Consider the following 13,195-nt stretch of genomic DNA (forward strand, 5'->3'; position numbering starts at 1 on the left):
CGGAAAGCCCCTTTATTTTACGGTGGAAGCCGCTTCCTTGTGGAGCAGATCCACAAAGGCCTGCTCCTCGGGGCGCAGGCGGCCCTTGTCCGGGTAGACCAGCACATCCCGCATCTGCTGGCGCTGGGCCGGGCACTTCTTCAGCACCAGATGGTACTGCTCCAGTGCCCTGCGGGGCATGGGCGATGCCCACATGTAGGCCGTGGGCAGCCGCTGCAGGATCGAGAACTGGCTGCACCGCTCATACACATGAATGCGGCGCTCCGGGTTGACATGCCAGCGCACACCGTCGCCGCCCTCCTCGCCGGGCAGCTGGAAATCATCGTGGAGGATCTCCATATACTTGTCCAGCTCAGACAGGTCGCGGATCGCCTTCCGGGCCAGTGGGCCGTCCCGGTTGGTCAGCAGACTGTATTCAAAATCCATAATGGGTTCCATTTTCAGGCCCCGCCGGGCGCAGTAATGGGTATAGTGCTCGTCATCCTCCACGGCGTACCGCAGCAGAGCCAGATGATACCCCTGCCGCAGGACATGATCCAGTGCCTCCATGGAGCCGCCCTCCCGGATGTGGATGTGGAGCCGCTCAATGGAGGCCGCCTGCTCCAGATAATCCACCGCCGCATAGGAGGCATAGGTGGCGTGGGGGATCATTACCCGCAGTTCGGCGCAGCGCTCCTGCTCCTCCTGCACGCTCCGGTCCAGCCGGTCCACCTCCCGCAGCACCCGCTCGGCCTGCTCAATGAAGTGCCGCCCCTGCTCCGTGGGGATCATGCCGGTGGATGACCGCTCAAAAATGCGGAGATGGTATTCTTCTTCCAGATTTTTCAGCGCCTTGCTCACATTGGGCTGAGCGGCATACAGCCGCTTTGCCGCCGCACTCACAGATCCGCATTCCATGATGGCGACGAGATACCGCAGTTCTGTAATGTTCAACTTTTTCTCTCCTTTTGGCGTTTTTATCCCTTGCGCCTAGTTTATCAGGCGGCACACGGGGCTGTCAAGCGTTGACGGGGCCCCGCTGCCGTTTTATAATGTAAGAAACAATCTGCCCGAAAGAGGTCGAAGAGGATGGAAGAAAAAAACTACCGCGTTCTGCGCATTGAGGAGCAGCTTTATGGCTGCGAGGAGCTGCCCGAGGGCCAGCCCGTGCTCTGTGATGTCCTGCTGGAAGCTGCCGACGGCACGCAGCGGGTTCTCCCCTACCCGGATGCCGAGCTGACCCGGCTGGACATCAACGAGGGCAGCACTGTCACCCTGCGGGATCACAGGCTGGCCAAGGCGGTGCACAAGGTCTATTTCACCCGCCACGGCGAGACCGTGTGGAACGTGGAAAACAAGATCTGCGGCATGACCGACAGCCCCCTGACCGAAAAAGGCCGCGCCCAGGCCCGGGAGCTGGGCGAAAAGCTCCGGACCAGCGGCCTCCGCATCGATGAGATCCTGTACTCTCCCCTGTCCCGCGCCGCCGACACCGCCCGGGCCATTGCGGAGGCCACCGGCATTCCTGCCCGGTGTGAGCCCCGGCTCCGGGAGCAATGCTTTGGCCGCTACGAGGGCACGCCCCGGGACGGCGAGGAGTTCCGCATCTCCAAGACCCACTTTGCCGACCGCTACTCCGGCGGCGAGAGCATGATGCAGCTGGCCCAGCGCATCTACAACCTGCTGGACGAGCTCCGGGCCGACACCGATAAGACCTACCTGCTGGTGGCCCACAACGGCATTGCCCGGGTGGTGCAGTCCTATTTTTACGATATGACCAACGAGGAGTACGCGGCGGCAGGCATCAAAAACTGCGCGTTCGTGGAGTTTACATTCTGAAAACAGAAAGGACCCGCCGAGGGTCCTTTCTTTGTTTGCGGTTATTCTGCCTTGCGGTAATGGAACTGCTGGTCTCTGGTGATGAACAGGCCGATGCTGACCAGCAGAGCGGCCAGCTCGGCGGCTGTCACGGCCAGCCAGATGCCGTCAATGCCCAGCAGGAGCGGCAGCAGCAGAACCGCCGCCACCTGGAACAGCAGGGTGCGCAGGAACGAGATGAGCGCACTGGTCACGCCATCGCCCAGGGCCGTGAAGAAGGAGGACGCATAGACGTTGAACCCCATAATAAGGAAGCTCAGGCCATAGAGCCGGAAGGCCCGGGTGGTCAGAATGAGCAGGTTTTCATCATAGCCCACAAAGAAGCGGGCCACATGGGGGATGATGAACATGGAGCCGATGGTCATCACCACCGCAACCACGCCGATGAGCTTCAGGCTCTTGCGGTAGAGGTTGTTGACCTCTTTGCGGTTATTGGCACCATAGTGGTAGCTGACGATGGGCGCACTGCCCACGGCGTAGCCCACAAACACTGCCACGAACAGGAAGGATGCGTACATGATCACACCATAAGCGGCCACGCCATCCTCGCCCGCAAAGCGGAGCAGCTGATAGTTGTACAGGATGTTCACCAGCGACATGGAAAGGTTGGTCATCAGCTCAGAGGAGCCGTTCACACAGGCTTTCAGCAGCACACCGCCCTCAAACTGCGGGCGGCAGAGGTGGAGCAGGCTGGTGTTTTTCCGGTTGAGGAAGTAGAACACCGGCAGCAGGCCGCCCACCACCTGGCTGAGCATGGTGGCAATGGCGGCACCCTCCACGCTCCAGTGCAGGATGCCCACCAGCAGCACGTCCAGCACCATGTTGGTGCAGCCCGCGCCCACCGTGAAGTAAAAGCCCAGATGCGGCTTTTCGGCGGTGACAAAAAAGCTCTGGAACATATTCTGCAGGATAAAGGTGGGCAGGCTGAGCATCAGCACCCGGCCATAGCGCAGGGCGTAGTCCAGCATCTCACCTTCTGCACCCAGCATCAGGGCCACCGGCCGGAGCAGCAGCATTCCCAGCACAGACAGCACGATGCCGGCGATCAGCGCCGTTGACATAAACAGGCTGAAATAGCGGTCGGCACGGGCTTTATCGCCCTCACCCAGCGTGATGCCCACAATGGCGCTGCCGCCGGTGCCCAGCATAAAGCCGACTGTGCCCACCAGCATGGGCACGGGCATGATGAGGTTGACTGCCGCAAAGGCTGTTTTGCCCACAAAATTCGAGACACACAGGCCGTCCACGATGCCGTAAATGGAAGTAAACAGCATAGTGCCGATGCAGGGCAGCACAAAACGGATCAGCCGTGAATAATCAAAGTGATCCGAAAGTTGAATTTTCTGTTTTGACATGGATTCTCCTTTTTGCAGGGGTGGATCACATCATCCCGCCGGGCCGCCAGCCGGTGCAGTAGCGGGCGTAATCGCGGTCGGCCTGTTTGACGTAAAGGAGGAACTGTTCCCTGCCTTCCTTGTCCGTGACCTGACGGACTTTGGTGGGCAGGCTCTGGCGCTGGAGCAGCTCCAGCTCATCGTTGAGCTCCTCCTCGGTATCAAAAGCATCCAGCTTGGTCCAGTGGGTGGCAAAGAGCCAGATGTTTGCAAGGGTGTTATTCATATTCAGTCTCCTTTTCCGGAGCATCGGCACGGATGCCGGCCCGGTAGAACGGCGCAATGGCGTTGGCATCGCCGTGGCGCACGATGGAATAGGTAATGTCGCAGTAGGGCTGGATGGCCGTGCTCTTTTCCACGGTGGAGATGAGCAGCACCTGCAGCTGCAGGCGGCGGAACAGCTCCATCATGGGGCGGATGCGGTCACTGGTCATCTTGCTGAAGGCCTCGTCCAGTAGGACAAGGCGGATGCTGTTCTCGCTCTTCTGGTAGATCTGCAGCAGGCTGGCGCAGATGGCCACATAGAAGGGAGCCTGATTCTCGCCGCCGGAGGAATCGCGGCTGACGCGGGAAAGATAGGCCTGCTGGCCCGAGACGGTGTTGGTCACCTTGATGTCATAGTCCAGATAGGTGCGGTAGTCCACATAATCCGAGAGGGTGGCACCGGAGGTGGTGCGGCCCTCCTGCCGGGCCCGGGTGTTCTCGTCCACATCGGCCATGATCTTTTCCATCAGCGCGTCCACCTGCCGCTCGTAGACGGGGTCAGCGGTGGCGGCAAGGTTGTCCAGCGAGTCGCCATCGGTCATCTGCTGGTTGCCCTTGTCCACAATGACCTGATAGAAGGCGGCCAGCTGGGGGTCACGGCTGGGCTCCAGCTCAAAGCGGTAGACTTCCTCGCCGTAGGTCAGCTGCTCCATCACCTTGTTCAGCTCCCGGAACTGGCGGCGGGCGTTGAAGATATCATCCTTCATCCGGAAGAGGATATCCTTGCGGAAGCGATCCTTGCAGTCCCGCTGTGCCTGCTCCAGCCGGGCGGCGTAGCGTTCCAGATCAATGCGGACAAGGCTGTCGTGCTGGGCGCGGTACTGCTCCACCCCGGCCAGACCCAGCGGATAATCGCAGACGTAGTGCTCGTTGTAATCCCTCTGGGCGGGTTCCAGCGTGGAAGTGAGATACGCTCGCAGGGCATCGTCCAGCCTGGTCTGTGCCTTTTCGGCAGTCTGTGCGGCGGCACGGGCCGTACGCCCGCCCGTCATCAGGCCCTTTTTGCGCTCCTGTGCCAGAGGCTCCAGCAGCGGGTGCTGTGCAAAGAATGCCTCTGCCGCCGCCCTGCTCTGTGCAGCGGTCTCCACCGCCTTACCCTGCTCTGCCTCGCAGGATGCGATCTGCTTTTCGCAGACGCGGATATCGCCGCCCACCTGCTCCACGGCCTTGCGGGCAGTCTCCCATGCGGCTTCCCGGGCTTCTTCCTCGCGGTAGAGCTGCTGCAGCATGGGGTTCTCGCGGCAGTCCGCCAGCTTCTGCTCCTGCGCGGCGTAGTCGGCACGGGCGGCATCCAGCGCGGCCCGGCTGGCCCAGAGTTCGGCCAGCTGTTCCAGCGCATGGCCCCGCAGGACGTTCTGGTACTGGTCGTAGGCAGATTTCAGGGTCTTTTCGGTCTGGGCGGCTTCGCGGCAGCGGTCGGCCTGGGCGGCAAGCTGTGCTTCCAGCGCGTCGGCACGCTCCCTGCGGGCATCCAGACCGATATAGCGCTGGGGCCTGCGCAGGCGTTCCAGCCGGAAGGGATGGTGGCGCAGCAGGTCCCGGGTGGCGCTGTCGGGGAAATGCTCCAGCGTATCGGGGGTGTCGCAGCAGACGATGCGGCGCAGGATGGTGTCCGCATACTGTGCGGCCAGCGGGTTCTCGCTGGTGACCTGGGCGGCAAGGCTGTCGGCGGGGGCCGTCTCCGCATGGCGGTCCGCCTTGCGGATGCCCGGGGTATCCAGCAGGCTGATGGGCCCCACCCGGTCGCCCAGTGCCACAAAGGCGCTCTTGGCGGCGGCGTAGTGGGCAGGCGGCACAAGGATGTCGAACCGGCGGTCACCCAGGCAGGCTTCCACACAGTCCTGCCAGCTCTCGTCGGCCACGGTCAGCAGCTCACAGAAGATCTTTGCATCCGCTGTCATGCCGCGGCTTTTCAGCTCGGCGTTCACGGCATCCCGCACTTTGGTGGCGGCATCGCCGTGGGGGTAGACCCACTTGCCGCCGGACACGGCGTTCAGCTCGGCCCGCAGGGCCTCCTGCTCTTTTGCCAGATCCGCCGAAGCCTGCCGGGCAGCGAAATACTGCTCCTCCAGCGGCTTTTCGATGCGGGCCAGCGCCTCGGTCAGGGCGGGGAGATGTTCCGCTGTCAGGCGCTGGGGCCAGAGTTCCTTCTCCACCGCAAAGCCGCTGCGGTTCAGCTGGGTCAGCAGGCCGGTGATGGTATCTGCAGTTGCTTCCAGACCATTCCTTGTCCGGGCTGCTGTATCCAGCGCGCTCTTTTTCCGGGCCAGCTCCTCGGTCAGGGCATCCAGTGCCCGGCCCGCGCCGCTGTCACCGGCCGCTCCGTGGGCCGCCAGATAGGCCCGGCGGGCTTCGGCTTCGGCGTTCTTGGCGGCCTCGTATTTTGCGTTCAGATCGGCCAGCTGGCGGCGGCCTGCATCCAGATGGCTCTGCCAGGAAGCATCCTCACCGGCATCCGCTTCGGCGCGGGCCAGCAGGGCCGCGCCCCGGTTGACAAGGGCATCCGTCTCTTTGGCAGCAGCTTCCCGGCCATACGCCACGATCTGTTCCAGCGCGGCGGCACGGGTCTGGGCCTCGGCCAGAACGGCGTGGAGGTTTTCCAGCTCCACCCGGTCGCCCTGCAGCGCTTCCAGATCCAGCTCCGGCTGGGGCAGGATGTACTGGTACAGGAACTCCCGGAAGTTGGGGATCTCGTCCATGCTGGTGCCCATCTGGAACACTTCGTTGAACTTTTTGCCCAGCGGGCTGGAGGCGCGGCCAATGCCCAGGGCACGGCAGATGCGGTCCCGGGCCTCGCTGGGGCTGCGGGTGTAGGACAGGCGGCCCACGGCGGGCTTGAAGTCCTCCTTGGCGCTGGGGGCACCGGTGCGCGGATCAAGGAAGGGCAGCTTTTCCAGCGTGATGCCGTCCTCAGAGATGTACCAGGTCTGGTCGCCGGGGTGGAGCTCCTGCATGGGGCCCTCGGATTCCACCCGGACAGCGATGACAAAGTTTGTCCGCTTGACGGTATCCCAGAACTCGGCTCCGATGTATGCCACCGTGCGGCCCGGGCGGCGGTAGGCGTTCTCGCCGCGCTGCTTGGCGTGGACAGAGCCCTGCAGGGTGCGGCCGCTCTTTTTATTGCCCAGGGCATTGAAATTGCGGTTGGTGGTCAGGCAGTAGCGGATGGCATCCAGAATGGTGGTCTTGCCCACCGCGTTGACACCGATCATATAGGTCAGACGGGCACAATCGAAGGTGACATTTTCAAAGTTGTGCCAGTTGATGAGCTTCAGGCGCTTTAATTCGATCATTCTTCTTCCTCCCCGCTGGCATCTCCGTCAGGCCGCTCGTAGAGGGCCAGTTCCTCCCGGGTGCGGCTGCTCTCGGCGGCGGCATCGGCAAGGTCTGCGTCCGGCAGGGCCAGCAGCACAGTGGGAAACACCTCGATGCGGCTGTCCAGACCGGTCAGCCGCCCCACCGGGCGGGCCAGATTATACCTGCGCAGGGTGCGCATCAGCTCCTCCAGCGTGCGCTGGTCCAGCCGCCGGGGCAGGTTCATCTTCTGCAGCTCTGTCTGCACCTCTTCCACCGTGACCAGCACCTGATCGGCGCTGGCGGCAAGGCTCTCCCGCTTTTGCAGGTAGAGCAGGCGGAGCACCAGCAGCAGGATGCTCTCGTATTTCAGCAGCCGGGCCTGGCTGCCCTCGTGCTCGTTGACCAGCGCCGCCGCCTGCAGCGGAGCCGGGTAAAGCGTTACCGCATAGCCCAGCGGCGCGAACACGGCCCGCACCTCGGGCAGATGATCCTGCACATAGAGGTATTTTGCCCGCTGATCCTCCACGCCGCCCAGCACAAAGCAGTGGTTGAGCAGATAGTTTGCGGTCTCTTCCAGCATTTTATTCGGTTCGGCCATGGTCAGCGTCCTCCCTGCGGGGTGTCAGAATAAACTCTTCAAACCGGAAGCCGCCCCGTTCGACCCAGTTTCCGGTAAGGGTGATATCGTAAGCCCGGCGCGGCGACTGCGAGTAGGTGTGCAGGCCGATGATACGGGCAAAATCGCGGGGGTATTCCTCCGCCAGCGTGGAGGCAGCCACCGCACTGCGGGCGGCAAGGGCCTGTTTTGCCAGCAGGCCCACGTTCTCCTCAGTCACTGCCATCCGGGCGTAATCCAGCAGCAGCTGCTGTTCTTTGCGCAGCTGCTCCGCGTCCAGCCCGGCCTGCCGCACCGGAGCCAGCGGCGTTTCGCTGCGGGGCGCGGCGGGCGGGTAGAGGGGCTTTGCCCCGAACACCGCCGCCGGGTAGAGGTGCAGGTGCTTTGCCACCGGGCCGTCATCCGGCGCGAACAGCTGGTCGGGCGTTTTGATCTCCTCGGCATAGCGGCGGAGCAGGGCGGTGACACTGCCCTGCGAGGAGCGGTCGCTCAGCAGCAGGAACTGGGCCCGCTGCACGGCCCGCTTGCGGTAGCGGATGTGGCTCTGGTCGATCTGGCGCATCAGGGTGCTCATCTCTTCCAGCGAATCCCGCAGTTTCTGGACGAGGGCACGCACGGCAGGGGCGGCCTCGCCGGGGGCGCAGCGCTCCACCCGGGCGTAATCCAGCGCCAGCCGGGGCAGATGGTTTGCCTCGCAGTCGTCCAGCTCCTCCTCCAGATAAGCACGGTAGTTGAACAGGTTATCGCTGGTCTTGAAGCGGTGGTAAGCGGCGGCCACCACCTTTTCCTCGTACTGGTCGAAGAGTTCCAGCACCTCCTGCGGGGTGCGGTTGCGGGTGAGCCGGTCGATATAATGCCCGATGGATGCGTTCAGCGCCCGCAGGGACTTGTTCAGTGCTTCCAGATCGGAGGCCACCTCCCGCAGAACATTCTCATAGGGGCTCTTTTCCTCCCCGATGTTCTGCAGCAGCTGCCAGGCCTTGTACAGCTTGCCGGTGTAGGTGACAACACGCGGGTTCAGGATCTCTTCCAGCGCTTCCAGCAGAGGGGCCACCTCGGGCACAAAGGCAAGGGCAGGCTCTTCCTCATAGCTGCCGGGCTGCTCTTCCAGCCAGCCGGTGCGGCGCAGGCGGAGCAGAAAGCCCAGCGCAAGGGTATGGGGATCCCGGGTGGGCTGTTCGGCTTCGTCGCCCGCGTCATCGGCATCCAGTGCCAGCGGCTTTGCCAGTGCCGCAAAGTAATCCTCGGCCCGGCTCACCGCTTCTGCCCGGGAGATGGAGTAATCCGCCGTGTGGCGGCACTCCTCCCACAGCAGGAGCAGCAGCTCCGCATAAAACGCCCGGTTGGGCCCCGCCAGCGGGCGGAACAGCCGCGGGCTGACCAGTTCAAACAGCTGCATCCAAAGGTTCCTTTCTTTCGACAAAATCTATCCTTTATTGTACCACAATCAGAAGGATTTTGCCACAAATACAAAAAGCCCCGGAGGGCGGCTTTTCAGCCACGCTCCGGGGGTAAAAACTGATTTAATTCACTTCTTGGGGTTTTTGATCTGGAATGCCACTGCCATGTAGCTATGGCTATTGTCGCTCTTGACCACGACACCCAGCTTAGTCCAGCTGCCATTGCCATCCACTTTGACGTTGGTGCCGACCTCTCTATTGATCTCACTCTCAACTGCCTTCAGGATTTTCGTCAAGAAAGACCCGTAATCGTATCTTGTCGTCACGGTAATGGTCAGATACTCTTCCTCTTTGCCATCCACGTGAACTTTGCCAAAGAACTTTGCGCCAAAGAAATCGATCTGTGCCTGCAGATCTTCGTTCAGGTGCTTCTCAGCCACAGCCTGCAGCTGCGGATCATTGACCTTTGCAGTGGCGGCCATGCGATTATCCTTAGCGATGGACTCGAACGCGGCTTTTTCTTTTTCCGGTTCTCTGGTGCCGGTGCTGCCGCCATCACCGCCGCAGGCGGTGAACAGAACAAGTGCCATGGTCGCCGCCAGGATCAAAGCGGCCAGTTTTTTCAGCATTTTCATGTCGGGACCTCCAGTCGTTTTGTTGTGTTTTTCATAATATGCGGGGTGCCTTTCCTTTTTTGAAACAGGACCCCTTCTGGCTTTATTTTATCCAACGACTGTCGCTTTTGTCAATTGCCAGCTTCACCAAACATTTTCTCCTGCTTTTGTTATTTTTTCCAGAACGAATCTTCGCAAAGATCCTTTGCCGCACCCGGGGCAAAAACCGGAAAATATTTCCGGCGTTTACACAATTCTACCACGATTTGGTGCTAAACTTAAGGCAATGGGAACCGCCGGGTGCCGTTCCTGAACAAGGAAAAGGAGTTTGCCCCATGCAGCATGGTTCCCTGCGCGCTCCGGTGCGTGTTTTCATGGCAGCAGTTCTGCTGTGCCTGAGCTTTCTGGCCGCGCCAAAGGCTGCGGCGGCACAATTGCAGGATGTGAACGGCATCACGCTGCTGTCCTTCGACAGCCAGCAGATCGTCTCCATCGGCAACCAGACCTCGGGCCGGTGCAGCTGGTACGCCCTGCGCTACGCCCGCACCATTCTGGATGGCAAGCCCTGCTCAGGCAGCGGGATGTGGTCAAACGGCGCGGTATGGTCTGCCGCCGGGTACTACGCTTACAGCGGCTCCCTTTCCGGCTGCCTTTCCCGCCTGTATGAAGAGCTGCAGGCCGGGCGGCCCGTCATCGTACATCTGAAAAACACCGCTGTCAGCGGCGTGTCCAAGCACACCAACCGCGTGACGAGCTATGAATACCACCTCTCCGGCTCCGGCTGGGAAGAGGTCAATTACCCCCACATCGCCACCAGCAGCACCTACGGACACTGGGTGTGCGTGGTGGGCATCTCCCCCACAGCAGACCCCGAAAACCTGCGGGAGAGCGATTTTTATGCGCTGGACCCCGCGCGGGTCAGCGTGAACGGCACACTGGCCGTAACAAAGCTTTTGGATGGCACCATCTGGACTGATAACTCTCCCTTAAAAGTCGCAGCCTGACGCTCCCTTACAAAACACAACAGCCCCCGGAACATGCAGGGTTCCGGGGGCTTCGTGTTTTGTATCGGGGGGTTACAGCTCCTGATAGGCGCTCATCATGGCGGGGATGAACTGCTTTTTGCGGCTGACCACGCCGGGCAGCGTCCAACTGCCGTCGGCGGCGGGTCGGCTCTCAAAGCCGTTGCTCAGCACCTCGGCGGCGTAGCGGCCGGTGCAGATGACCACGCTCTCCTCCTTGGGCACATCGGTCAGCAGCATGTAGAGGTCCTCCACGTTCTGCTTATTGCGGGCCTCCTCCAGATAGGGCTGGAGCAGCGCCTGGGCGGCCTGCAGGTTTTTGCGGGTCATGTAGCTGCCCTGCGCCACGCCAAAGCGGATATCGCCGCACATGAACACCTTGAAGTCCTGCAAAAAGACCTCTTCGGGGGTCTTGCCGTCCAGTTTTTCACCAGCCTCGAACATTTCGGTGGAAAACTCCTCGATGTCCACGCCTGCGATCTTGGCCAGACGTTTGGCGGTGTTTTCATCCACGGGGGTGCAGGTGGGGCTGCGGAAGGCCAGCGTATCCGAAAGGATAGCCGCCAGCAGCAGGCCCGCGATCTGGGGCGGGATGTCCACACCGTTTTCATCGTACATCTGGGTGATGATGGTGGCGGTGCAGCCCACGGGCTGGTTGCGGAAGTAGACCGGGCCGCTGGTCTCCAGACTGCCGATGCGGTGGTGGTCGATGATCTCCAGGATCTCGGCCTGATCAAAGCCCTCCACGGCCTGGGTGGCTTCGTTGTGGTCCACCAGAATGATGCGCCGCTTGCGCAGGGCAATGACGTTGCGGCGGCTGACCATACCGCAGTATTTGCCTTCCTCATCGAGGATGGGGAAATAGCGGTGGCGCACCTTTGCCATCACCCGCAGCACATCGGCCACGGGGGTGACGAGGGTGAATTTGAGGATGTTGTCCCGGGTCATATAATAGGAGATGGGGGCGCACTGGCTGATGAGCTTGCCCGCCGCGTAGGTATCCACAGGGGTGGTCATAATGGCAACGCCGGTCTCATCGGCAATGCGCTGGATGGTGCGGCCCACCTTGGCCCCATTGCAGATGATGAGCAGGGAGGCTTCCTTTTCAATGGCGCAGAGCTGGCTTTCGTACCGGTTGCTCAGAATGACGATATCCCCCTTTTCCACGCTGCTTTCCAGCATCTCGGGGGTGGCGGTGCCGATCTTGATGTGGCCGGTGGTGCAGACCGCGTCTGCATCGCCCACCACCATGGTGCCGTTCAGCGTTTCAAGGATGTTCTTATAAGAGGTACGGCTCTTGGCCAGCACCGCGGTATCGAACACGTCCATGTTGGCGGTGGCAAGATCCTTCACGGTGATGATGCCCTCCAGCTCGTTGTCCGCGCTGGTGATGGACAGGGTGTCGATCTGCTGGTCGCGCATGATCTTCCATGCGCGGCGCAGGCTGGTGGAGCCCGGGATGCCCGGCATCTCGCGGTAATCCACGTCCCGGATCTTGGGGTTCACGTCGGTGCACATCCGGGGCGGCGTGACACCGAACTTTTTCAGGACGAACTCGGTCTCCTGATTCATTTTACCGGCACGGCGCGGCTCGCAGACCAGCGTGCTGGTGCGGTTTTTGAGCTCCGCATAGGCAATGGCGGAGCAGATGGAATCGGTATCGGGGTTGCGGTGCCCGATGACCACGACCTTGTGTGCTTCTTTTGGCATAGGTTGTTCCCCTCTCTGGGTCAGATTCATTTACCTTCCGATCGGCCCCATACCCCAAACCACCGGGCACGGCTGCCAGCTTCATTTTAACACAACCGGCCCCGGGGGTAAAGGCGGCAGACATCTTTTTCTTGACAGCGCCCCAAAAATCGTCTATCCTTGACCTGAATTTTTTCTCTTTGGAGGTCACCCCATGAAAAAGCTGTTCCGCGCCCTTTCCCTCTGCCTGACACTGGCCCTGTGCGTGTCCGGCAGCACCGCCGCGCTGGCCGAGGCTCCCGCCGCCACGCCCGCCCCCCAGGACGAACGTGTCATCACCGATGTAAGCCCCCTTGAGGATCAGATCCGCAACATCGTCGGCTTTACCACCAGCACCGGCGGCCCCTACGATTTTGAACAGGCCGACCATAAATCTGCCGTGCAGGCCTACGGTGCAGAACCCGCCGAGGGTGCCGTGGCCCTGCTGCGCATCTACGCCCGGGCCGAGGACCGGGGCGATGCCTCCATCAATTCCAGCGGCCACTCCTTCCTCTCGGTGCAGAACGTTTCGGACCATGACATCGAGGTGGGCGGCCTGCGGATCGCGCCCGACACCGAGATGACCTTCAGCCCCCGCGGCAACCGCTGGGAGCACACCGGCATCTGGTACAATCTGGAGGGCTACTACAAGCGCTATCTGGCCGATTCCTACTACCAGAACATCTATGCTGTCCAAACCTCGCTGGATCAGGGCCAGCTGGACGTGGTCAACCGCAACCTTGCCAAATCTGACCACTGGTCGGCCTACTTCAACTGCGCCGCCTTTACCGAGAGCATGTGGAACGCGGTCTGCGCCGACACCCTTTCCGCCGGGCAGCCCTACACCCCGGAGAACCTGCGGAACGACATTCTGGCCAAGTACGGCGATCTGGCCGCATACAACCCCCAGGTCCCCTACGACTACATTGTTTATTACGGCACCAGCCTGACCCCCAGCAAAGAGTTTGCCTGATTTTCAGGTTTGTTGGATACAACATCTTGA

The 13,195-nt window shown here is 61.5% G+C and carries 11 protein-coding genes; 3 read left to right on the top strand and 8 right to left on the bottom strand.

What is annotated here, in order from left to right:
- Nucleotides 1–12 precede the first annotated feature (12 nt).
- On the bottom strand, nucleotides 13–933 hold the full coding sequence (locus MTP42_RS14390) for a LysR family transcriptional regulator (protein WP_005929228.1): 921 nt from the start codon (nucleotides 931–933) through the stop codon (nucleotides 13–15).
- 348 nt (nucleotides 934–1,281) lie between these two features.
- Here MTP42_RS14390 and MTP42_RS14395 point away from each other — a divergent pair, with 348 nt between their 5' ends.
- The gene (locus MTP42_RS14395; RefSeq protein WP_249258320.1) at nucleotides 1,282–1,818 is read left to right on the top strand and encodes a histidine phosphatase family protein; all 537 of its coding nucleotides are present in this window, start codon (nucleotides 1,282–1,284) and stop codon (nucleotides 1,816–1,818) included.
- Between the two features lie 41 nt (nucleotides 1,819–1,859).
- Here the strand turns inward: MTP42_RS14395 and MTP42_RS14400 are convergent, their stop codons facing one another.
- The 6 genes from MTP42_RS14400 to MTP42_RS14425 form a co-directional block, all read right to left on the bottom strand.
- Nucleotides 1,860–3,212 carry an MATE family efflux transporter gene (locus MTP42_RS14400; protein ID WP_156059283.1) on the bottom strand — a complete coding sequence of 451 codons (1,353 nt, stop codon included), beginning with the start codon at nucleotides 3,210–3,212 and terminating at the stop codon, nucleotides 1,860–1,862.
- A 25-nt stretch (nucleotides 3,213–3,237) separates the two neighbouring features.
- Nucleotides 3,238–3,477, bottom strand: a complete 240-nt coding sequence (locus tag MTP42_RS14405; RefSeq protein WP_005929223.1) for a hypothetical protein — start codon at nucleotides 3,475–3,477, stop codon at nucleotides 3,238–3,240.
- Nucleotides 3,470–6,808 (bottom strand): ATP-binding protein, encoded by a 3,339-nt coding sequence (locus tag MTP42_RS14410; RefSeq protein ID WP_249257648.1) that lies wholly within the window; start codon nucleotides 6,806–6,808, stop codon nucleotides 3,470–3,472. The genes MTP42_RS14405 and MTP42_RS14410 overlap by 8 nt, the downstream gene beginning before the upstream one ends.
- The gene (locus tag MTP42_RS14415; RefSeq protein WP_005929221.1) at nucleotides 6,805–7,410 is read right to left on the bottom strand and encodes a DUF4194 domain-containing protein; all 606 of its coding nucleotides are present in this window, start codon (nucleotides 7,408–7,410) and stop codon (nucleotides 6,805–6,807) included. The genes MTP42_RS14410 and MTP42_RS14415 overlap by 4 nt, the downstream gene beginning before the upstream one ends.
- Nucleotides 7,394–8,827, bottom strand: coding sequence for a Wadjet anti-phage system protein JetA family protein (locus MTP42_RS14420; protein ID WP_249257649.1), 1,434 nt, complete (start codon nucleotides 8,825–8,827; stop codon nucleotides 7,394–7,396). Before MTP42_RS14420 ends, MTP42_RS14415 begins: the two co-directional genes overlap by 17 nt.
- A gap of 129 nt (nucleotides 8,828–8,956) precedes the next feature.
- Complete coding sequence (locus tag MTP42_RS14425) at nucleotides 8,957–9,463, bottom strand: hypothetical protein (protein ID WP_249257650.1); 507 nt, start codon at nucleotides 9,461–9,463, stop codon at nucleotides 8,957–8,959.
- Between the two features lie 314 nt (nucleotides 9,464–9,777).
- Here MTP42_RS14425 and MTP42_RS14430 point away from each other — a divergent pair, with 314 nt between their 5' ends.
- The gene (locus tag MTP42_RS14430) at nucleotides 9,778–10,446 is read left to right on the top strand and encodes a hypothetical protein (protein WP_249257651.1); all 669 of its coding nucleotides are present in this window, start codon (nucleotides 9,778–9,780) and stop codon (nucleotides 10,444–10,446) included.
- A gap of 72 nt (nucleotides 10,447–10,518) precedes the next feature.
- On the opposite strand, the gene MTP42_RS14435 is transcribed toward MTP42_RS14430, so the two are convergent.
- Nucleotides 10,519–12,174 carry a putative manganese-dependent inorganic diphosphatase gene (locus MTP42_RS14435; RefSeq protein ID WP_098924046.1) on the bottom strand — a complete coding sequence of 552 codons (1,656 nt, stop codon included), beginning with the start codon at nucleotides 12,172–12,174 and terminating at the stop codon, nucleotides 10,519–10,521.
- A 193-nt stretch (nucleotides 12,175–12,367) separates the two neighbouring features.
- Here MTP42_RS14435 and MTP42_RS14440 point away from each other — a divergent pair, with 193 nt between their 5' ends.
- Nucleotides 12,368–13,165, top strand: a complete 798-nt coding sequence (locus MTP42_RS14440; protein WP_249257652.1) for a hypothetical protein — start codon at nucleotides 12,368–12,370, stop codon at nucleotides 13,163–13,165.
- The last annotated feature ends 30 nt before the right edge of the window (nucleotides 13,166–13,195 follow it).

Origin of the sequence: Faecalibacterium sp. I2-3-92, from assembly GCF_023347315.1 — a bacterium.
GTDB lineage: Bacteria > Bacillota > Clostridia > Oscillospirales > Ruminococcaceae > Faecalibacterium > Faecalibacterium duncaniae.